This window comes from Pseudomonas sp. CCOS 191 (assembly GCF_001007005.1).
GTDB lineage: Bacteria > Pseudomonadota > Gammaproteobacteria > Pseudomonadales > Pseudomonadaceae > Aquipseudomonas > Aquipseudomonas soli.
Genome location: NZ_LN847264.1, coordinates 3,352,751 through 3,372,103, shown reverse-complemented (window position 1 = coordinate 3,372,103; position 19,353 = coordinate 3,352,751). Strand labels below are relative to the sequence as shown.

16 protein-coding genes are annotated in these 19,353 nt (G+C 67.5%); 6 read left to right on the top strand and 10 right to left on the bottom strand.

Annotated features, from left to right (window positions below; all coding sequences use genetic code 11):
* Nucleotides 1-75: 75 nt before the first annotated feature.
* Nucleotides 76-1,089 carry an AraC family transcriptional regulator gene (locus tag CCOS191_RS14905; RefSeq protein ID WP_046855882.1) on the top strand — a complete coding sequence of 338 codons (1,014 nt, stop codon included), beginning with the start codon at nucleotides 76-78 and terminating at the stop codon, nucleotides 1,087-1,089.
* Between the two features lie 7 nt (nucleotides 1,090-1,096).
* On the opposite strand, the gene CCOS191_RS14900 is transcribed toward CCOS191_RS14905, so the two are convergent.
* From CCOS191_RS14900 to CCOS191_RS14885, 4 genes are all read right to left on the bottom strand, one after another.
* Nucleotides 1,097-2,494, bottom strand: coding sequence for an APC family permease (locus CCOS191_RS14900; RefSeq protein ID WP_046855881.1), 1,398 nt, complete (start codon nucleotides 2,492-2,494; stop codon nucleotides 1,097-1,099).
* A 200-nt stretch (nucleotides 2,495-2,694) separates the two neighbouring features.
* The gene (locus CCOS191_RS14895) at nucleotides 2,695-3,945 is read right to left on the bottom strand and encodes a carbohydrate porin (protein WP_046855880.1); all 1,251 of its coding nucleotides are present in this window, start codon (nucleotides 3,943-3,945) and stop codon (nucleotides 2,695-2,697) included.
* Between the two features lie 109 nt (nucleotides 3,946-4,054).
* Nucleotides 4,055-6,460: a glucose/quinate/shikimate family membrane-bound PQQ-dependent dehydrogenase gene (locus CCOS191_RS14890; protein WP_046855879.1), complete on the bottom strand. Its 2,406-nt coding sequence runs from the start codon at nucleotides 6,458-6,460 to the stop codon at nucleotides 4,055-4,057.
* Nucleotides 6,461-6,607: 147 nt separating this feature from the next.
* Complete coding sequence (locus tag CCOS191_RS14885; RefSeq protein WP_046855878.1) at nucleotides 6,608-7,201, bottom strand: TetR/AcrR family transcriptional regulator; 594 nt, start codon at nucleotides 7,199-7,201, stop codon at nucleotides 6,608-6,610.
* 104 nt (nucleotides 7,202-7,305) lie between these two features.
* Here CCOS191_RS14885 and CCOS191_RS14880 point away from each other — a divergent pair, with 104 nt between their 5' ends.
* The gene (locus CCOS191_RS14880; protein WP_046855877.1) at nucleotides 7,306-8,673 is read left to right on the top strand and encodes an MATE family efflux transporter; all 1,368 of its coding nucleotides are present in this window, start codon (nucleotides 7,306-7,308) and stop codon (nucleotides 8,671-8,673) included.
* Here CCOS191_RS14880 and CCOS191_RS14875 read toward each other — a convergent pair.
* On the bottom strand, nucleotides 8,664-8,993 hold the full coding sequence (locus CCOS191_RS14875; protein ID WP_046855876.1) for a cupin domain-containing protein: 330 nt from the start codon (nucleotides 8,991-8,993) through the stop codon (nucleotides 8,664-8,666). The two genes, CCOS191_RS14880 and CCOS191_RS14875, sit on opposite strands and share 10 nt — an antisense overlap.
* A gap of 76 nt (nucleotides 8,994-9,069) precedes the next feature.
* Between CCOS191_RS14875 and CCOS191_RS14870 the strand changes: the two genes are divergently transcribed.
* Nucleotides 9,070-9,969 (top strand): LysR family transcriptional regulator, encoded by a 900-nt coding sequence (locus tag CCOS191_RS14870; RefSeq protein WP_046855875.1) that lies wholly within the window; start codon nucleotides 9,070-9,072, stop codon nucleotides 9,967-9,969.
* 107 nt (nucleotides 9,970-10,076) lie between these two features.
* Entirely contained in the window at nucleotides 10,077-11,273 is a 1,197-nt protein-coding gene (locus CCOS191_RS14865) for an MFS transporter (RefSeq protein ID WP_046855874.1), read from the top strand.
* A gap of 10 nt (nucleotides 11,274-11,283) precedes the next feature.
* Here CCOS191_RS14865 and CCOS191_RS14860 read toward each other — a convergent pair whose 3' ends face one another.
* Nucleotides 11,284-11,895, bottom strand: a complete 612-nt coding sequence (locus tag CCOS191_RS14860) for a LysE family translocator (protein WP_046855873.1) — start codon at nucleotides 11,893-11,895, stop codon at nucleotides 11,284-11,286.
* A 98-nt stretch (nucleotides 11,896-11,993) separates the two neighbouring features.
* Between CCOS191_RS14860 and CCOS191_RS14855 the strand changes: the two genes are divergently transcribed.
* Nucleotides 11,994-12,956 (top strand): GlxA family transcriptional regulator, encoded by a 963-nt coding sequence (locus CCOS191_RS14855; RefSeq protein WP_046855872.1) that lies wholly within the window; start codon nucleotides 11,994-11,996, stop codon nucleotides 12,954-12,956.
* A 129-nt stretch (nucleotides 12,957-13,085) separates the two neighbouring features.
* Here CCOS191_RS14855 and CCOS191_RS14850 read toward each other — a convergent pair whose 3' ends face one another.
* Entirely contained in the window at nucleotides 13,086-13,940 is an 855-nt protein-coding gene (locus tag CCOS191_RS14850; RefSeq protein WP_046855871.1) for a CAP domain-containing protein, read from the bottom strand.
* Between the two features lie 259 nt (nucleotides 13,941-14,199).
* On the opposite strand from CCOS191_RS14850, the gene CCOS191_RS14845 reads away from it, so the two are divergent.
* Nucleotides 14,200-16,368, top strand: coding sequence for a TonB-dependent receptor (locus CCOS191_RS14845; RefSeq protein ID WP_046855870.1), 2,169 nt, complete (start codon nucleotides 14,200-14,202; stop codon nucleotides 16,366-16,368).
* 21 nt (nucleotides 16,369-16,389) lie between these two features.
* Here CCOS191_RS14845 and CCOS191_RS14840 read toward each other — a convergent pair whose 3' ends face one another.
* The 3 genes from CCOS191_RS14840 to CCOS191_RS14830 all read right to left on the bottom strand — a co-directional run bounded on the left by CCOS191_RS14840 (nucleotide 16,390) and on the right by CCOS191_RS14830 (nucleotide 19,300).
* Nucleotides 16,390-17,544 carry a cysteine desulfurase family protein gene (locus CCOS191_RS14840; protein ID WP_046857810.1) on the bottom strand — a complete coding sequence of 385 codons (1,155 nt, stop codon included), beginning with the start codon at nucleotides 17,542-17,544 and terminating at the stop codon, nucleotides 16,390-16,392.
* 162 nt (nucleotides 17,545-17,706) lie between these two features.
* Nucleotides 17,707-18,186 carry a DUF2269 family protein gene (locus CCOS191_RS14835; protein WP_046855869.1) on the bottom strand — a complete coding sequence of 160 codons (480 nt, stop codon included), beginning with the start codon at nucleotides 18,184-18,186 and terminating at the stop codon, nucleotides 17,707-17,709.
* A gap of 1 nt (nucleotide 18,187) precedes the next feature.
* Complete coding sequence (locus CCOS191_RS14830) at nucleotides 18,188-19,300, bottom strand: saccharopine dehydrogenase family protein (RefSeq protein ID WP_046855868.1); 1,113 nt, start codon at nucleotides 19,298-19,300, stop codon at nucleotides 18,188-18,190.
* Nucleotides 19,301-19,353: the final 53 nt, after the last annotated feature.

Below are 19,353 nucleotides of genomic sequence, written 5' to 3'. Positions count from 1 at the left end.
GCGGGCGGCCTATGCCGGATCTGTTCAGACAACCTGGCATTTTTTGCCACTCAGCATAGACAGCGGACTTCTGCCATGCGCGATAGCGACACGGTCGCGGTGTACTTCCTCAATGCCATGGTCCACGCCCTGCGTGACCGGCCCCAGGCGCGCGACGCCCATCTGCGGGCAGTGGGCATCGACCCGCAGGTGCTGGCCGAGCCATTGGCCCGGGTGCCGGCCAAGGCCTTCGCCCAGCTGTGGCTGGCATTGATCGACGAGCTGCACGATGAGTTCTTCCAGCTCGACAGCCACGGCATGCCCCTGGGCAGCTTCGCCCTGATCTGCCGCGGGTTGATCCAGGAGCCGACCCTGGGCAAGGCGCTGCGCCAGTGCCTGGGCAGTTTCGCCCTGTTCCTGCGCGACCTGAACGGCCATGTCACGGTGCGTGGCGCGCGCACCGTGATCAGCGTGCAGTCGACCATCGCCGATCCGCTGACCCGGGTCTACGCCGAGGAAACCTACCTGGTGCTGGTGATCGGCCTGCTGTGCTGGCTGGCCGGCCGGCGCATCGCCATCGACCGTACCGAGCTGGCCCTGGCGCGTCCGGCGCAGGAGGATGACGCGTTGCTCTGGGGGCCGGACCTGCGCCTGGGCAGCGGGCGCACCGAGGTGGAGTTCGACAGCGCCTGGCTGCGCCTGCCGGTGGTGCAGGACCTGACGGCGCTGAAGGGCTTCCTGCGCAGTGCGCCGCAGGGGCTGGTGATCCGCTTTCGCAACCAGAATGGCCGGGTGGCGGAGGTCTATCGGCATTTGCGCGCCCTGCATTACGGGCAGTGGCCGACGCTCGACGCCATGGCCGCCCGGCAGAAGCTCAGCGCCAGCAGCTTTCGCCGCCAGCTGGAGCGCGAAGGGCGCTCCTATCAGCAGATCAAGGACGAGGTGCGCCGGGCAATGGCCTTCGAGCTGCTGCGCGAAGGCCACCTGAGCATCGCCGAGATCGCCGAGCACACCGGCTTCCAGGAGCCCAGCGCGTTTCACCGGGCGTTCAAGAAGTGGACCGGACAGAGCCCGGGCAGTTATCGGGCCAGGCGCGGCGCATCGGCTTGATGGTCGGTCAGTGCCGCAAGGGCTCGGGCCTGAACAACGGCTTCTTCATCACCGCTTTGATCCACACCACCGCGATCAGTGAAACCACCGCCAGCACCAGCCCGGCGGTGCCGTAGATCTTCAGGCTCATCTCGGGGCTGGGCGATGCGTTCCAGATCGCATACAGCATGCCGCCGATGCCGAACAGCTGCGGCAACGGATAGAACGGTGTGCGGAACGGTCGCGCCAGGTGCGGGTAGCGACGGCGCAGGGCGATCACGTCCAGGTGCACGATGATGTAGGCCAGCAGCCAGGCCAGCGCGGCAGACAGCAGCAACAGGTTGATCGCCGCCGCGTCCTGGCCCATCAGCAGGATCGGCAGCCCGGTGATAGCCGCCACGAACAGCACCGCGACCCAGGGTGTGCGGGCGCGTGGGCTGAGCTGCTTGAACTGGGGGAACGCCTGGCCATTGCAAGCCATGCCGTAGAGCATGCGCGGGATGGCCGCCAGCGAGGTGTTGAGGGTGCTGCAGGTGGCGGTGACCGCGGCGATCACCAGGAACACTTCGCCGGTCTTGCCGAACACCGTGGTGGCGAACAGGTAATGGGGCAGGGCATCGTTGCCCAGCGCCTCGCGGGGTACCAAAAACAGCGCGCCCAGACCGTACAGGCCGATGGTGGCGAAGATCACGGTCAGGCCGATGATCATCGAGCGCGGGATGTTGCGCTCGGGCTTGCGGGTTTCTTCCACCAGCGAGCAGACGAACTCGGCGCCGACGAAGCCCCACACGGCCATGGCGGTCAGGGCCAGCACCCCGGCGCCCATGGGGTTCCAGTCGCCCTGCAGCAGGGTGGTGGTGACACCCTCGGCATGTCCTTCGCTGATCGCGGCAACCCCGAGGATCAGCAGCACGATGACCATGACCACGGCCATGGCGCTCTGCAGCTTGGCGAAGATGTCGATACCCATGAGGTTGAGGCCGGTAAACAGGGCGAGCACGCCAAAGGCCACCGAATACTGCGGGAATACCCCGGGGTAGACCTTGCCGACGATCAGGTCGAGCAGCAGCAGCTCGGCCGACAGCGCGAACATGGCCACCACTACATAGCCGGAGAAGGTCGCGAGGATGGCCGGGAAGTGCCCCAGCGCCACCTCGGTGTAGCTCGACAGGCTGCCGGCGCGCGGCACCAGCAGGGCCAGCTCCGAGAACGAGAACGCATAGCTCAGGGCCAGCAGGTAGGCCAGCCCCAGGGGCACGATGAAGCCCAGGCCGGCGGCGCCGACCCCCTGCAGCATCATCACCATCACCCCTTGCGACACAACCAGGCCGACGGCTACCGCCAGCAGCGATCCCAGCCCCAGGACCCGGCGAAAGCCGGCTTGATCGTGCTGCACGCTGGCAGGCACGGACGCACTTGCACTCATGACAGTTCCCCGCTCTTTGTTGTTTTAGTGCGCAGATACTGAGACAGGGTGGCAGGCGGGGAAATTAGTAAATATGTGGTTGCTGCAGAGGAAAAAGCTGGGCAGGTAGGGGCCTGCTGCGCAGCCCTCATGCTTGAGGTTTGCGCGGTCGGTGTGGGAGCCGGCTTGCCGGCGAAAGGGCCGCAGGGCGGCCCCGCTGCTCAGAATGTCGCCTTGACCTGCAAGCCGAGCACCAGCGCGTTGTCGATGTCCTTCCCGGAAAACGCCCCCGGCTCGACGATGTACTGCACGTCCGGGCGCAGGTTCAGCCACGGCGTGGCCTGGTAGCCGTAGCTCAGCTCGATCAGTTGCTCGGCGCTGTCGATGTCGGGGAATGGCTGGCCGGCATTGAATGCGGCAGCCTCGAGCACGTCGCGGCTGCGCGGGTTCGGCACTGCGCGCCCGTAACCCAGCGCCACGGTGTCCCGAGGCCGGCCCACGAACGGTTGGTACAGCACCACGCCGGCACCGTACCACCTGGTGAATGGCGAGGCGGCCTTGCTCGAGGCCGAGTACTGGCCGAAGGCGTGCAGGCTGCGCCCTGGCAATGCCGGGTCGTTCCACACGGCCTGGTCGACCAGCAGGTAATGGCCACCGCGACCGGCGACTTCCTCGCTGCTGCCGATGCGTTTCACGTTCGAGCTGTCGTAGTAGTAACCGACCTTGTACTCGCCCGGCAGCTCGCCACGCAGCTTGTACACCAGCTCCAGCGGGAGCACGGTGCCGGTGCTGTGCTTGGGCCCCAGGTGCCAGGCACGGCTGGAATTGCCGTTGCTCTCGGGGTCGACGTTGAACGCCGCCACGCGCAGTTGCCAGTCCGGCGCCAGGTCGTACTTGAGCCGCGCACCTAGGTGTGCGTTGGGGTAGTTGGTCCAGCCACTACCGCCGGACATGTTCAGCGGGTGGCCGCAGAAGCCGGCGTTCATGAAGTTGCACAGGATGCCGCTGTCCAGCCCGCCGAGGTCGTTGCCCATGGCCATGTAGCCGAGCTTGAGGTTCAGCGCAGGCGACAGGTTGCGCTCGTAGCTCAGTTCGGTGAGGCGGGTGTAGAGACCGCCGTAGTTTTCCTGGATCGGCAGGCGGTTGCCCACCAGGTCCTCCGAGGCGCTGTTGCCGCGGCGGTCGTTGATGGTCAGCTGGACCTTGCCGCCGTTGTCCAGGCCGTACAGCTTCGACAGGTCGAACTGCGCGCCCAGCTTGAGGTTCTGCGAGTAGCGGGCCGAACGGTGCAGGCCGCCGTGGGCGTTGTAGGCGGTCTCGCCGCTGTAGTCGCCGGTGAAGGTGATGCCGTCTGCCGCGAGCTGGTGGCGCAGGCCGCCCCAGTCACCGGTCAGGGTGTTGTCGGCGGCGAATGCAGTGGTGCTGGCAAGGGCAAGGAGCAGGGTGGGGGTGAGGCGTGAAACGGATGACATTGCAAAGTCTCGGGTGGTCTGAAAGGGCCTCATCGCCGGCAAGCCGGCTCCCACAGTGAGTGCGCGGACCCTGTGGGAGCCGGCTTGCCGGCGATACAGGCGACGCGATTTATGGCAGTGCGTACGCCATCACATAGTCACCGCGGTCGGTCGACTGGCGCGCCCCGCCGGCGGTGATCACCACGTACTGCTTGCCGGTCCTGGGCGACACATAGGTCATCGGGCCGCCCTGGCTGCCGACCGGCAGGCGGGCTTTCCAGATCTCGCTGCCGTTGCTGCTGTCGTAGGCGCGCAGGTAGAAGTCCTGGGTGCCGGCGATGAACACCAGGCCGCCCTGGGTGGACAGGGTGCCGCCGAGGGTCGGCAGGCCGATCTTGATCGGCAGGTGCATGCGGATGCCCAGGGGGCCGGTGTCCTCGACGGTGCCGACCGGCACCTGCCAGGCGACCTGGCGGGTCTTCATGTCGATGGCGGTCAGGGTGCCGAACGGCGGCGCCTGGCACGGGATGCCGGCCACCGACAGGAAGCGGTTCTTGTTCACCGCATACGGGGTGCCCTTGAGCGGCACCGCGCCCATACCGGTGTTCAGTGCTTCGCCACCGGCGGCGGCATCACCCTTGTTCTGCGACGGGATCATCTGGATCCACAGGCCCAGGCGCATGTCGTTGACGAAGATGAAACCATGTACCGGGTCGGTGGAAATGCTGCCCCAGTTCATCCCGCCCAGCGAGCCCGGGAAGCTCAGCGACAGGTCGGTGCCGGGCGCGGTGTAGAGGCCGTCGTAGCGCATCTTCTTGAAATCGATGCGGCACAGCAGCTGGTCATAGGGCGTGGCGCCCCACATGTCCGACTCGGTCAGGGTCTGCGCGCCGATCTGCGGCATGCCTACCGACTTCGGCTGGGTCGGCGAGTACGGCTCGTTGGGGATGTTGCTTGGCTTGACCGGCACTTCATCGACTTGCGTCAGTGGCTTGCCGGTGGCGCGGTCGAGCACGTAGATCTGCCCGGCCTTGGTGCCGATCACCACGGCCGGCACGCTGCTGCCGTCATCCTTGGTGAAGTCGATCAGGCTCGGCTGCATCGGCAGGTCGAAGTCCCAGAGGTCGTTGTGCACGGTCTGGTAGACCCACTTCTGGTTGCCGGTGGTGGCGTCCAGGGCCAGCACCGAGGCGCCGTAGGTGTGGTCGAGCCTGTTGCGCTCCACGCCGTAGATATCGGTGGACGAGGAGCCCATCGGCAGGAACACGGTGTTCATCGCCGGATCGTAGGACATCGGCGCCCAGCTGTTCGGGGTGCTGCGCACGTAGGTGCCGTCGCCCTGGGGGGCGGCGCGGTCCTGCGGGTTGCCAGGGTCGAAGGCCCAGCGCTGGGCCCCGCTGATCACGTCGAAGCCACGGATGACGCCGCCGGGCATGTCGGTCTGCACGTTGTCGGCCACGCGCCCGCCGACCACCACGGTGGTACCGGCCATCAGCGGTGCCGAGGACAGCTGGTAGTAGGAATCCGGGACATCGCCCAGGCCGGCCTTGAGGTCGACCTGGCCGTTGTCGCCGAAGCCCTGGCAGAACGCGCCGGTGTCGGCATCGACGGCGATCAGGCGGCCATCGATGGTGTTGGTCAGCAAGCGGCGCTGGCAGTTGGCGCCGGCCGGCACGCTGGCCAGGGTGACCGGTGAACTGTTCGGCTGGCTCGGTTGGGCGATCGGCGTGGTGGCGTCGAAGTAGGCCATGCCACGGCAACGCTGCCAGACCTTGGACTGGGCGTTGATGGCGTTCTTCCACAGCTGCTTGCCGGTGTCGGCGTCCAGCGCGATCAGGTTGTTGTGCGGGGTGCAGATGAACACCTTGTCGCCGACCTGCAGCGGGGTGAGCTGGTCTTCGGCGCCATTGCCGTCGCTGAGGGCGACATCGCCGGTGTGGTAGGTCCAGGCGACCTTGAGCTTGTCGACGTTGCCACGGTTGATCTGGTCCAGGGCGGCGAAACGGCTGCCGCCTTCGGTGTTGCCGTAGTGGGCCCAGTCCTTCTGCTGCTGGCCGGGCTCGACCGGGGTCAGGCCCGGGCCGTTGCCGGTGGGGGCGACGCTGGGGTGGGCAACGAACATGTTGCCGGCGGCGATGGCCAGGGCCACGGCCAGCACGCCGGCGATGCCATAGGCACCGCGCGCCTTGCGGCGCACCAGTTGCGGGTAAACCAGCGCCACCACCAGGCCGATGGCGGCGAACATGAACAGGCGCGAGAACAGCGGCCAGAACACCAGGCCGCTGTCGGCCACGGCCCAGATCGCGGTGCCGGCGAGGAACAGGGCGTACAGCCAGGCGCCGGCGGGCTTGCCTCGGGCGATGAGCAGGCCGGCGAGGGCCATGGCCAGGCCGCCGGTCAGGAAGTACCAGGAACCGCCCAGGCCGGCCAGCTTGACGCCGCCGGCGGCCAGAAGCAGGCCGAGCAGGGCGATGACAACGCCCAGGCCGACCAGGATGAAGGTTGAGGCGCCAGTGGCGCGGGGTGAGTCTTTCATGCCAGGGATCTCGCAGGTGGAATACCGGCAGTTTAATCCCTTAGCAAGCTAATTAACAAGTTAGTACATTTTAAATCGGGACCGATTGTCGCAGGTCGAGCAGCCGATTCATCAGCCGCTCCCTCGCAGCCACGCGCCAAAATGAACTCAGGCCTGCAACCCTTCCATCAGGCAGCGCAACGCCCCTTTCACGCGCTCGGCGGCCGCCTGCGGATCGTCCTGGGCGATCACCCAGATACCGCTGTCGCCCATGGCGCCGTTGAGCAGGTGGGCCATGGCCACGGCATCGAAGGCGCGCAACCTGCCGGCCTGCTGCAGCTCGACCAAGCCCTGGGCCATGGGGCCGATGTAGCTGGCCTCTTCCATCTCGCGCAGGCGCGGGCCGAGCACGCCGGGCGCATCCTGCAACAGGATGCGCCGCAGCGCTGGTTCATGCAGCAGGTCGTAGTAGTACAGGCAGGTGTCGATATAGCCCTCCCACGGATCGGCGTGGGTGGCGTAGCGGGCATCGATGGCCTGGTTGATCTCGTCGAGCAGGTGCTGCACCACCGCGGTGAACAGCCCGGCCTTGCCGCCGAAGTGGTGGTGCAGGGCGCCGCGGGTGAGGTCGGCTTCAGCGCACAGTTCGTCCATCACCACGGCGGCAAAGCCTTTTTCGGCGAACTGGCGGCGGGCAACGGCGATCAGCCTTTCGGTGGTGTCCGCGCTCATGGCGGCGCGGCTGCGGCGAGGGGTGGGCATTGAGGCTCCGATGAAAAAAGGCGATGCGCGCAAATTAGCATACGTTGCGTATGTCAATAAATGGCATTAGCATACGCGGCGTATGTCAATTGGAGATTGTCACCGTGTCTGCCCCCGTTTCGCGTAAACCCACTGCCTGGCTGGGCGAGCTGCCGGGCCTGCTGCGCCTGGCGCTGCCGCTGGTGCTGGGCCTGTCGGCGGCCGAGCTGATCAGCCTGACCGACACCGTGCTGCTGGCTTCGCTGGGCACGCTGGTGCTGGCCTGTGTCGCGCTGACCAGCAGTGCCGGGCTGATTTTCCATGCCGGGCTGTACGGCATGCTCGCCACCCTCAGCGTGCGCGTCGGCCACGCCTTCGGCGCCGATGATCCGGGCGAAGTGGCGCGCACGCTGCGTGGCGGCCTCGGCTATGGGTTGCTGGTCGGCATCCTCGGTTGCCTGGCCATGCTGGCCACGTTGCCGCTGGTGCAATGGCTGGGCGTGCCGCTGCCGGACGTGGCCCTGCTGACGCCGTACTGGCAGGCCATGGCGGTGTTCCTGATTCCGTACTGCCTGGCGGTGGTGTTCAAGGACGTGCTGGAGGCCATCGGCCGGCCCTGGGTGGCCGTACTGCTGGTGATGAGCGCGGTGCTGTTCAACCTGCCGCTGAGCTATGGCCTGATCCATGGGCATTTCGGCTTGCCGGCGCTGGGGTTGCTGGGTGCGGGCATCGCCGGGGTGATCGCCGAGTCGCTGGCGGTGGTGCTGGCCCTGGCCTATTGGCGGATGGCGCCGTCGTTGGCGCGCTATCGCCAGGCGCCACAGGGGCCGCGCTTGTCCTGGCGCACGCTGCTTGGCGAGGGCTGGCCACTGGGGCTGGGCTACCTGGCCGAGGCCGGCGCGGTGGTGATCGCGGCGTGGATGCTCGGCTGGCTGGGCAATGCCGCACTGGCCGCCAACCAGGTGGTGCAGTCGATCGGCGCGCTGCTATACATGCTGCCGCTGGGCATGGCCGCAGCGGTGAGCATTCGCATCAGCCAGGCCCAGGGCCGCGGCGAGACGGCGCGCATCTGCGCCATCGGCAGCGCCACCTTCGCCAGCGTCACCGCCTGGATGCTGGTGGCAACCGTGCTGCTGGCGCTGTTCGGGCGGCGCATCGCCGAGGCCATGAGCGACGACCCGCAGGTAATCGCCATCGCCGTGCCGATGTTCGTGGTGGTCGCGGCGATGCAGGTGGCCGACGGCCTGCAATCCACCGCGCTGGGCGCCTTGCGTGGCCTGCAGGACTACCGCTGGCCGGTGGGGGTGACCTTGGTCAGCTACTGGTTGCTGGCGCTGCCGATGAGCTACTGGCTGGCCTTCCATTCCGCGCTGGGCCCGGTGGGTGTGTGGGTGGGCTTCGCCTGTGGCCTGGCCGTGTCGGCGGTGCTGCTGCCGTGGCGTTTCTATCGCCTGCAGGCAAAGCCGCTCACCGCGGCACTGGTTCAGCCCTGATAGAACACCGCCAGCCACACCGTGGCCACGCCGGGCTCGGTCCACTCCACGCGGTGGCGGCAGCGGGGCGGGATGTCCAGGTGGTCGCCTGCACGCAGCACGCGGGTGTGCGCCTCGTGCTCCAGGCGCAGCCCGGCGCTGCCGCTGAGCACCAGCACCCATTCGCCTTCGGCCTGGTCGTACCAGAACCCCTCAGGGCTGGCCTGGCCGCTGGAGACGATGCGTTCGATGCGCAGGCCCGGGCGGCGCAGCAGGTCGGTGAATTGCTCATCGGCCTCGGGGGCCAGCGGCGGCAGGGCGGTGAACAGGTTGTCTGGCATGGGACGGCTCGCGAGAGGTTGATTGCAGAGGGGCAATTGTAGGAAGGTTTCGGCTTTTGCCCCACGGAAAACCACGATGGACAAGCTGCTGGCGATCAAGGTGTTCATGGCCACCGCCGAGACCGGGGGCTTTTCCGCCGCCGCGCGCAGGCTGGGGGTGGCGACGTCTTCGGTGACCCGCCAGGTCGATGCCCTCGAACAGGCGCTCGGGGCCAGCCTGCTCAACCGCTCCACCCGCCAGGTCAGCCTGACCGAGGCCGGCGCCAGCTACTACCAGCGCGCCCGCGAGATCCTCGAGGCGTTGGCCGAAGCCGACGCCAGCGTCGCCGACCGGGGCGAGGAGCCGGTGGGGGTGCTGCGCCTGTGTCTGCCCGTGGAGTTCGGCCGGCGAGTGATTGCCCCGCACCTGGGGGCGTTTCTCGCCCGTCACCCCGCCCTGGAGCTGGACATCGACCTCAGCGACCGCTTCGACGACCTGCTCGACGGGCGCTACGATCTGACCATCCGCCTGGGCGAACCGGCGCCCGGCGATGAACTGGTGTGCCGGCCGCTGGGCCGCTTCGAGCGTTGGCTGGTGGCAAGCCCGGCGTACCTGCGCCAGCACCCGCCGCTCGGCGAACCGCGGCAACTGGCCGATCACGCCTGCCTGCGTTTTCGTTACGGCCAGTCGGCGCGGCCCTGGCGCCTGACCCAGGGCGAGCAATGCCTGGAACTGGATATCAGCGGCCCGCTGCGCAGCGCCAATGCCGACCTGCTGCGCGAGGCGGCGATCGCTGGCAGCGGGGTGGCGTTGCTGGCCGACTGGCTGGTGCGCGAGGATGTCGAGGCCGGGCGCCTGCAACGGCTGTTCGCCGACTGGACGGTGAGTCCGGGCAATGCCAGCGCCAGCATCAACGCCTTGTACTTGCCCAATCACCGTGGTTCGCGACGGGTGATGGCATTCGTCGCCTTCTGTGAGGGGCTGCTGGCGGACTGAGGCGTTGCGTGCCGCGCAAAGGCCTGTTGCGCGGGCGATGGATTCTCGCCGGGGCGAATGTCCGTCACCCTTCGCGCACATCCTTTCGCAAGCCGAGGCACCCTCGAATGAATCCCTCCCTCGCCGTTGCCCAGCCAGCGGTCCCAGGCCTGAGCCGGGCCCTGGTGACGTTACTGGCCTTCTGCTGCGGCGCCATCGTCGCCAACATCTACTATGCCCAACCCATCGTCGGCCTGATCGCCCCGGACGTTGGCCTCTCCACCGAGCGGGCCGGCCTGATCGTGTCCCTGACCCAGATCGGCTACGCCCTGGGCCTGTTGTTCCTGGTGCCGCTGGCCGACCTGCTGGAGAACCGCCGGCTGATGGTCGCCACGGCGGTGCTGGCCGCCGGCAGCCTGTTGCTGGCCGGCACCAGCGGCCATGGGCAGGGCGAGGTGTTCCTGCTGTACGCACTGTTGATCGGCTTCAGTTCGGTGGCGGTGCAGATGCTGATACCGCTGGCGGCGCATCTGGCGCCGGAGCGCGAGCGTGGCAGGGTGGTCGGCAACATCATGGGTGGGTTGCTGCTGGGGATCCTCCTGGCGCGTCCACTGGCAAGCCTGGTGGCGGATCATTTCGGCTGGCGTGCGGTGTTTGTCGGTGCCGCGGGGTTGATGCTGGCGATCATCCTGCTGCTGGCGTCGACCCTGCCGCGCCGAGTCCCCGAGCACAAGGCCAGCTATGCCGGGTTGATGGCCTCTTTGCTGGTGCTGTTGCGCCGCTATCCGGCGTTGCGCCAGCGGGCGTTGTACCAGGCGCTGATGTTCGCAGCGTTCAGTCTGTACTGGACGGCGGTGCCGCTGGCGCTGGCCGGTGAGCATGGCTTGTCGCAGAGCCAGATCGCGCTGTTCGCCCTGGTCGGGGCGGTGGGCGCGGTAGCGGCACCGTTGGCCGGGCGGTTGGCCGATGCCGGGCATGGACGGCGCGCTTCGTTGCTGGCGATGAGCCTGGCGCCGCTGGCGTTGCTCGGCGGCCTGAGTGCCGCGGGCATGAGCGTGATCGGCCTGGGGCTGACCGGGGTGCTGCTGGATTTTGCCGTGCAGATGAACCTGGTCATCGGCCAGCGCGAGGTGTACGCGCTGGATCCGGCCAGCCGTGGCCGCTTGAATGCCCTGTACATGACCAGCATCTTCCTTGGCGGCGCCGTGGGTTCGGCGCTGGCCAGCGGGGTGTATGCGCAGTTCGGCTGGCACGGGGTGGCGCTGTTGGGGGCGGGATTGCCGGCGGTGGCGCTGGTGATGTTCCTGATCGTTTCCCGGCGCTGATCCCGGGTGTTTATCGTCCCAGCGGCAGGGCCACGCCGATCAGCGCAAACAGGCCGCCACAAGCGCGGTTGAACCCCCGGCCACCCTTGGCCAACCATGGCCGGATGCGAAATGCCAGGCGCGCAAGCAGGTACTCCACCAGGCACTCGACACTGGCGAAGGTCGCCGCCATCACCACGAACTGCAGCAGCAGGCCGCGCTGCGGGTCGATGAATTGCGGCAGGAACGCGCCATAGAACAACAGCACCTTGGGGTTGGCCAGCGCCGACAGGCAGCCCTGGCGGAACAGCCCGGCATTGCTCAGCGCGGTACTGCCGCGGGGCAACTCGAGATGCAGCGCCGGGGTGCGCCACAGCTGGATCCCCAGCCACACCAGATAGGCCCCGCCCACCCACTTGAGCACCGTCAGCACCGAGGCCGAGGCCTGCAGCAGGGCGCTCAGGCCGAACATGGTCAGGGCGATCAGGGCGCTGAAACCGAACACCCCGCCGCAGATGGTGAACAGCGTGCGCCGGGCGCCGTACAGCGCGCCATGGGTCAGGGCCAGCAGGCTGTTGGGGCCTGGGGTCAGTGACAGGCCGATGCTGGCGAGCAGGTAGATGAGCCAGGTGTCGAGTGCCATGGGTATGCCTTGTCGGTGGTGAGGGCGCCAGTGTAGGGCAGGGTTGCGGGAATACAGGGTAGTATTTGGACAAATAAAGGTCATATTCGGACATTGCCATGACACCCGACCTGCGTCTGCTGATCCTGCCGCTGCCGGAATTCGCCTTGCTGCCCTTTGGCGCCTTCCTCGACAAGCTGCGCTTTTCCGCCGACGACGAGGACTACAGCCGCCAGCGCTACTGCCGCTGGACCGTGATCGGCCTGGACCTGGCGCCTGTGCCTTCCAGCAGCGGGGCCATGCTGCAGGTGGAGGCGACGCCTGCGCAGGTCGACTGGAGCGCCTACGACCATCTGGTGCTGTTCGGCGGGCGCAATGCCAGCGCCACGGCGGCCTTGGCGCCGCGCTACCGGGCCTTGCTGAAACAGGCGGCCAAGGCGGGGGTGAAGCTGGTCTGCGTCGACAATGCGGCTTTCCTGCTGGCGGCCTGTGGCCTGTTGGACGGTCATCAGGTGGTGGTGCACTGGCGTCATGAGGCGGAGTTTCGCGTGGCGTTTCCCCGTGTGCGGTTGCTGACCGGTCAGTTGTATTGCTTCGACGGCAGCCGTATCACCTGCGCCGGCGGCACGGCGGCCATCGATCTGGCGGTAGAGCTGATTGCCCGTGCCAGCGGTCGCGCCCGGGCGCTCAAGGGCCTGGCCGACATGCTGGTGGATGAAAGCCGCGACAGTCGCCACGCCTTGCGCTCGCTGGAGGCCGGCGCCGGGGAGGGGCGCCAGGTGCAACGGGCCATGGCGCTGATGCGCCATCACCTGGCGGCGCGGCTGCCGGTGGAGGCGCTGGCGGCGGAGCTGGGGATCAGCCGGCGCCAGCTCGACCGCCAGTTCCAGGCCTGCCATGGCATGAGCGCCAAGGCCTGGTGGCAGGAGCTGCGCCTGCAGCAGGCGCGCTGGCGGTTGCTCAACTCCAGCCACAGCCTGGCGCAGATCGCCGATGAAGTGGGCATGGGCGATGCCAGTTACCTGGGCAAGTGGGTGCGGCGGCGCTTCGGTTGTACGGCGCTGGCGCTGCGCAGGTCATGAGATCGCGGGGCCGCGAAGACCTCAAGCCTTGCGCTGTTTCTGTGGGAGCTGGCTTGCCAGCGATGGGCCGCAGCGCGGCCCCAATACAAGTAAGTTGTTCCTGCAGGGCAATAGCCCGCCTGAAGCGCTCTACTGTGGCGTACCGAACAACCCCGTCCAGTAGATCCCCGCGTCGCTCTTCGGGTCCACCGCATACGCCGCCCCCAGTTCACGGAAGTCCGCGTTCATCAGCGTGGCGCAGTGCCCGGGGCTGGCCAGCCAGCCATCGACCACCTTGCGCGCGGTATCGCGCCCGGCGGCGATGTTCTCGCCGATCTGCCGGTACAGGTAGCCGGCCAGCTCCGCGCGGTCGCCCGGAGTGCGGCCATCGCGGTCGATATGGTCGAAGAAGTTCTGGTTGGCCATGGCCCGGGTGTGGTTGGCGGCGACGCCGGCCAGGGTCGCGCTCCAGGCCAGCGCCGGGGCAGCGGGGTAGGGCTGGCCGCCGCACTGGCGCGGCAGGTTGCGCGCGGCGTTGATCTCCTGCAGCAGCTTCTGCCCTTCGGCCTGCCAGTCGCCCAGGCGCCCGCTGAGCAGCGGGCGGGCCAGGACGATGCGCCAGTCGCGATCTTCCTGGCTGACACCGATATCGACGAACTGCGGGTCGAGCACTACCTGGCAGAAGCTCTCCTCGATGGCTTTCATCGCCGCCTTGGCATCCCGTGGGCCGGACAGGCTGATGGCCTGCACGTTGACCATCGGGTAGGCGGCGCGGGTCATGGCCTGCTGCAGGTCGCGGGTGCCCTCCGGCGACAGCGCCAGGCGGGTGTCGCTGTTGAGCGGCGGCAGCTCCAGCGAAGCCTCGCCGCCGCAGCGCTGGGCCTGGCTGCGGTAGACGTTGATCGTATCGATCAGTTGCGCTTCTTCGCCGGCGTGCGCCTGGCTGCCGGTGGCGGCAAGCAGGCCCAGCGTCAGGCCGAGGCAGGCAACGGATGGGACGCGCATGTGGATCTCCCTGTAACTGGCAGCGTCTGGATCTGCGCTGCCCATCCTACACAAGCGCAAGGCTTTTGGCCCGGCCCTGTGCGCTATGAAAACCAAGCCTTGGCAATCGCTTGCAGTCGGCAAAAGAGGGGGTAGACCGCTGGTCGGCAAAAAAGTGCGGTTGTTTGGTAATAATTCGCACTATCGGCTAGAAACACTACTCAGTCACCTCAAGTTTCTCATACGCCAGGACGGCCCTGATCTTCCCCGGGAGCCCTCCATGACACGTGCCTGCCCGTATCAATCGACCCTCCTTGCGCTGTGCTGTTCCGTTGCCGTCAGCGCCCATGGCGCAGATGGCGCCATCGAGCTGGATGCCACCGCCATCAACGCCGAGGCGCTCAAGGCGCCTGCCGGTGAACTGCCCGAACCCTATGCCGGCGGCCAGGTGGCCCGTGGCGGGCAGATGGGCGTGCTGGGCAACCAGGACATGATGGACGTGCCGTTCACCATGACCAGCTACACCGCGCAGCTGATCGAGGAGCAGCAGGCCGAGGACATCGGCGATGTGCTGCTCAACGACCCGTCGGTGCGCCAGTCGTTCGGCTTTGGCAACCAGTCCCAGGTTTTCGTCATCCGTGGCCTGCCGCTCAATGGCGACGACGTGGCGTTCAACGGCCTGTACGGCGTGCTGCCGCGGCAGATGATTTCCACCGATGCGGTGGAGCGGGTCGAGGTGTTCAAGGGGCCCAATGCCTTTCTCAACGGCGCAAGCCCGACCGGCACGGGCCTGGGCGGCAACGTCAACCTGCAACCCAAGCGCGCCGGCGATACGCCGACCCGCCGCTACACCCAGGACATCAGCAGTGACGGGCGCATCGGCGAGCACCTGGACATTGGCCAGCGCTTCGGCGCGGACAATCGCTTCGGCGTGCGCCTGAACCTCTCGCAGCGCGAGGGCGAGACGGCGGTCGACGACCAGGACCAGCGCAGCAAGCTGTTCGTCGCCGGGCTCGACTACCGTGGCGACAACCTCCGGGTGTCGGGTGATTTCGGCTACCAGAAGCAGCGGGTCAACCATATGCGCAACTCAGTGCGCCTGGGCGCCGGCCTGACCGATATCCCCCATGCGCCGGACGCCGACCACAACTACGGCCAGGACTGGGCCTGGACCGAGACCGAGGACACCTTCGGCATGCTCCGCGGCGACTACGACTTCAACGACAACTGGAGCGGCTACCTGGCCGGGGGCGTCAAGCATACCCACGAGAACGGCTTCTACGGCACGCCGATCCTCACCGACGCGGCCAGCGGCGACGCCACCATCGGCGGCTCGAAGATCCCCCACAACGAGGACAACACCACCTTCATGGGCGGCATCAATGGCCGCTTCCAGACAGGGCCCGTCAGCCATCAGCTGAACATCGGCGCGGCGAGCATCTGGACCCAGCAGGAGAACGCCTTCGTCTTCTACAACTCGCAGGCCACCAATATCTACCGCACCGACCCGTTGCCCAAACCGACCACGCCGACCTTCGTCGGCGGCAAGCTGGACGACCCCGGCGTGACCGGCAAGACCCGCAACCGCAGCATCGCGCTGTCCGACACCGTGGGCCTGTTCGATGACACCCTGCTGCTCACCGTGGGCGTGCGGCGCCAGCAATTGCGCGTGGAGGGCTATGCCTACGACGGGCCGGGCCCGGACCTGGGACGCAACGCCTTCTATGACGAGGCGGTCACCACGCCGGTGTACGGCATCGTCTACAAGCTCAATCCATCGGTCTCGCTGTATGCCAACCGCATCGAGGGCCTGGCCCAGGGCGCCACGGCGTCGGGGCAGGTGATCAACGTCGGCGAGGTGTTCCCGCCGGCCAAGACCAAGCAGGTGGAGGCGGGGGTCAAGCTCGATTACCAGACCTTCGGCGCCAACCTGGCGGTGTTCCGCATCGAGCGGCCCACCGATGGCTTCGTCGACGGCAATGTGTTCGTCCAGGATGGCGAACAGGTCAACAAGGGGCTTGAGCTCAGTGTTTTCGGTGAGCCGCTGCCGGGGCTGCGGTTGATGGCCGGTGGCACGCGCATGGACACCGAGCTGAAGAACACCCAGGGCGGCACGGCCGATGGCAACCACGCGGTAGGCGTGCCGACCTTCCAGCTCAATGCCAGTGTCGATTGGGATGTGCCGGGGCTGGAAGGCGTGGCGCTCAATGCGCGCATGCTGCGCACCGGCGGGCAGTACGCCAACCCGGCCAACACCCTGAGCCTGCCGACCTGGAACCGTTTCGACGTTGGCGCGCGCTATCGTTTCAAGGTGCAGGAAAAGGCGGTGACCCTGCGGGTCAACGTGGAGAACCTGACGGACAAGAACTACTGGGCGTCGGCCAATGGGGGGTATTTGACCCAGGGCGACCCGAGGCTGGTGAAGTTCTCGGGGACCCTGGATTTTTGAAGCCTGTGCCGGCGGCGTGCCTTACCAGAGCGCTACTGCCGCCGCGCCGATCACCCGGCCAAACACCGCCAGCGCCGTGTCCACGTCCGCTTCGCTGGTGTAGCGCCCGACGCTCAGGCGCACGCTGTTGCGCGCCTGGCGCTCGTCGAGGCCGAGGGCCAGCAGCACGTGGGACGCCGCATTGCTCGCCGAGTTGCACGCCGAAGTGCTCGACAGCGCCAGCTCGCCCGCCAGGGCCAGGCTGTTGAAGCCCTTGGCATCGATGCACAGGTTGAGGGTGTGGGGAATGCGTTGCTCCGCGCAGCCATTGAGCGTCACCCCCGGCATTGCCAGCAGGCCGTCGCGCAAGCGCCGGGCGAGTTGCTCCAGGCGTTGATACTCCGCCGCGCCGGGCTGGCCGGCCAGGGCGAAGGCGCTGCCCATGCCGACGATCTGGTGGGTGGCCAGGGTGCCAGAGCGCAGGCCGCGCTCATGGCCGCCGCCGTGCATCTGCGCACGCATTGCCGGGCGCGCGCGGGGGCCGACGTAGAGGGCACCGATGCCCTTGGGGCCATAGACCTTGTGCGCCGAGAACGACATCAGGTCGACCGCCTGCTGCGCCAGGTCGATCCGAACCTTGCCCACTGCCTGCGCCGCATCCACGTGCAAAAGCGCACCGTGTTCGCGGACGATTGCACCGATAGCGGCAAAGTCGGTCACCGTGCCCAGTTCGTTATTCACCGCCATCAGCGACACCAGGCGGGTGTCCGGGCGCAGCGCGGCCTGGACCGCTTCCGGCTGGATCAACCCTTGGGCATCCGGGGCCAGGCGGGTCACTGCCCAGCCCAGGCGCTCCAGCTCGGCGGCGGTGTCGAGGATGGCCTTGTGCTCGATCTGGCTGGTGATCACATGCCCCGGCTGCGCGCAACCTTGGGCGATGCCCTTGAGCGCGAGGTTGTTGGATTCGGTGGCGCCGGAGGTCCAGACCAGCTCGTCGGGCTGCGCGCCAACCTGCACGGCCACCTGGTGGCGGGCATGCTCGACGGCTTCGCGGGCCGCCTGGCCGTGGAAATGGCCGCTGGAGGCAGGGTTGCCGAAGTTCGCCTCACGGCCCAGGCAGGTGAGCATGGCGGCGATGACCTGGTCATCGACCGGTGTGGTGGCGGCGTAATCGAAGTAGAGCGGGGTGCTGGGCATGATCAAGGGCGGGTCCGTGCGTGGACGCCGCCTGTCGGCATCCATGGACTCATGCTAGGGAAATGGCGATATGAATGTTTTCCAATTTTGCCAACGTGTGGGGTTTCCAGAAAAAACTTCTACTCGTTGGTTGCGTATCTGTAGAAATATTTTCTTTGTGTGTCAAAGCCACTGCCACGGCGCCTGTTTGGTGACCATCACCAGCACGATCAGGAACATACCGGCAAACCCTGCGACCCCCATCCACAGCCAGGGACGGTACAGCTGTTGGTAGGCCTCGCCCAGCGCCGTACCGTTGTCGGCTGCCTGGGCGGCGAGGCGCTGCATGCGCGTCTGCAACAGCAGCACAGGCAGCCATAGGGCGCCGACCGCGAAGAAGATCAGCAGCGCGGCCCGTAGCCAGTCGGCGGACCAGGGCATGCCGGTCATGCTGACCATGGCGTAGCCGGTCAGCAACTGCAGCACGCCCGCCGGCGTGGTGATCCAGGCATCGAAGCGCACCACCATCCTGGCCACCGCAGCGATCACCCGTGGATCGCGGCTGCGGTTGGCGGCGATCAGGTACAGGTACGAGCCCATGCCGAAGCCGAAGAGAAACACTGCGGCGATGATGTGCAGGTACTTGAGCAGCAGGTAGCTCATCTCAGCCCCGTCCGTGCTGGAAACTGACGCTGTAGCGCACCTTGTCCGGCTCGCCGATGGCCGCCAGGTACTGTTCGACGCTGATCTCGCCGACGCAGGGGCGGGCGCCCGGTTCAGGCCGGTAGCCTTCGACGACCCTGGCCATCAGCGCCACTGCCGCACAGCTGGGGATCTCCGGGCCCTTGTCGTCGCTGGCGCTGACCTGGGCCTGCAGGCGCAGTGGCTGGCCTTGCAGGTCCAGGCCGCGAACGTCGAGGTACATCGCGCTCTTGCCATCGCCCCAGCGTTCGAAACGGCTGCCCAGCCGATGCAGGCGCCGCGCCCAGGGCAGCGGGTCGCGCACCAGGCCGTACTTGACCAGCAACGCCAGTGCCGCATTGGCCAGGCCGCCGAGCATCAGCCCGGATCCGGCCTTGAACGCCAGGTCACGGGCGCCGTAGCGTGCGGCGAAGATGTCCATGTCCGGCACGTCGACGTTGTTCAGCAGGCGCCAGCCCAGCCCGGGCAGATGGCGCAGCTGCAGGCCGAGCCAGCCGTCCACGCTGTACGGGCGGCCGTCGCGCCACTGGCGGATCGGCCTGCCGGCATAGGCCAGCACGCCTTCGATGGTGGACAGGCCGGGCATTTTCGCCGAGGAAGAAATGCCGTGCTCGATGCGGTCGATACGGCTGAAGTGATGACGTTGCTCGTCGAGAATCGCCGACGACAGGCTCGGCACCGAACTGCAGCCACTGAGCAGGGTGACCTGGGCCTGGCGGGCGCGTTCGTCGAGTTGGGCGATGCCATTGACGAACAGCCGGCAGTCGGACAGGTCGCAGTAGTGCGCGCCGGCTTCGATGCAGGCCTCGGCCACGCGGTAGGGCTGGCCCTGGAACGGGCCGCCGGTGTGGATCACCCAGTCGATGCGCAGCGCGCGCAGGGCATCGGCAAAGGCGGGGGCCATCGCATCGCCGCACCAGCTTTCGCTGCCATTCAACCGTGCGGCCAGTTGCGAGAGGCTGTCGGCATTGCGGCCGGCGATCACCAGTTGCACGGCGGGCATCTGGTTCAGGTGGCGGCAGATGATACGGCCGAAGTTGCCGTAGGCGCCGATCACCAGGATTCGGGGAGACATGCTGGGGTCCTTGTGCATGTGTCGGGGGAACGCGGGGCCGCCCTGCGGCCCAT

Bases quoted from the DNA above. Each gene is read 5' to 3' on its own strand.
- CCOS191_RS14855 (WP_046855872.1), top strand. From the start codon at position 11,994: ATGACACCCGACCTGCGTCTGCTGATCCTGCCGCTGCCGGAATTCGCC.
- CCOS191_RS14865 (WP_046855874.1), top strand. From the start codon at position 10,077: ATGAATCCCTCCCTCGCCGTTGCCCAGCCAGCGGTCCCAGGCCTGAGC.
- CCOS191_RS14905 (WP_046855882.1), top strand. From the start codon at position 76: ATGCGCGATAGCGACACGGTCGCGGTGTACTTCCTCAATGCCATGGTC.
- CCOS191_RS14890 (WP_046855879.1), bottom strand. From the start codon at position 6,460: ATGAAAGACTCACCCCGCGCCACTGGCGCCTCAACCTTCATCCTGGTC.
- CCOS191_RS14900 (WP_046855881.1), bottom strand. From the start codon at position 2,494: ATGAGTGCAAGTGCGTCCGTGCCTGCCAGCGTGCAGCACGATCAAGCC.
- CCOS191_RS14835 (WP_046855869.1), bottom strand. From the start codon at position 18,186: ATGAGCTACCTGCTGCTCAAGTACCTGCACATCATCGCCGCAGTGTTT.
- CCOS191_RS14840 (WP_046857810.1), bottom strand. From the start codon at position 17,544: ATGCCCAGCACCCCGCTCTACTTCGATTACGCCGCCACCACACCGGTC.
- CCOS191_RS14875 (WP_046855876.1), bottom strand. From the start codon at position 8,993: ATGCCAGACAACCTGTTCACCGCCCTGCCGCCGCTGGCCCCCGAGGCC.
- CCOS191_RS14850 (WP_046855871.1), bottom strand. From the start codon at position 13,940: ATGCGCGTCCCATCCGTTGCCTGCCTCGGCCTGACGCTGGGCCTGCTT.
- CCOS191_RS14885 (WP_046855878.1), bottom strand. From the start codon at position 7,201: ATGCCCACCCCTCGCCGCAGCCGCGCCGCCATGAGCGCGGACACCACC.
- CCOS191_RS14845 (WP_046855870.1), top strand. From the start codon at position 14,200: ATGACACGTGCCTGCCCGTATCAATCGACCCTCCTTGCGCTGTGCTGT.
- CCOS191_RS14895 (WP_046855880.1), bottom strand. From the start codon at position 3,945: ATGTCATCCGTTTCACGCCTCACCCCCACCCTGCTCCTTGCCCTTGCC.
- CCOS191_RS14870 (WP_046855875.1), top strand. From the start codon at position 9,070: ATGGACAAGCTGCTGGCGATCAAGGTGTTCATGGCCACCGCCGAGACC.
- CCOS191_RS14860 (WP_046855873.1), bottom strand. From the start codon at position 11,895: ATGGCACTCGACACCTGGCTCATCTACCTGCTCGCCAGCATCGGCCTG.
- CCOS191_RS14830 (WP_046855868.1), bottom strand. From the start codon at position 19,300: ATGTCTCCCCGAATCCTGGTGATCGGCGCCTACGGCAACTTCGGCCGT.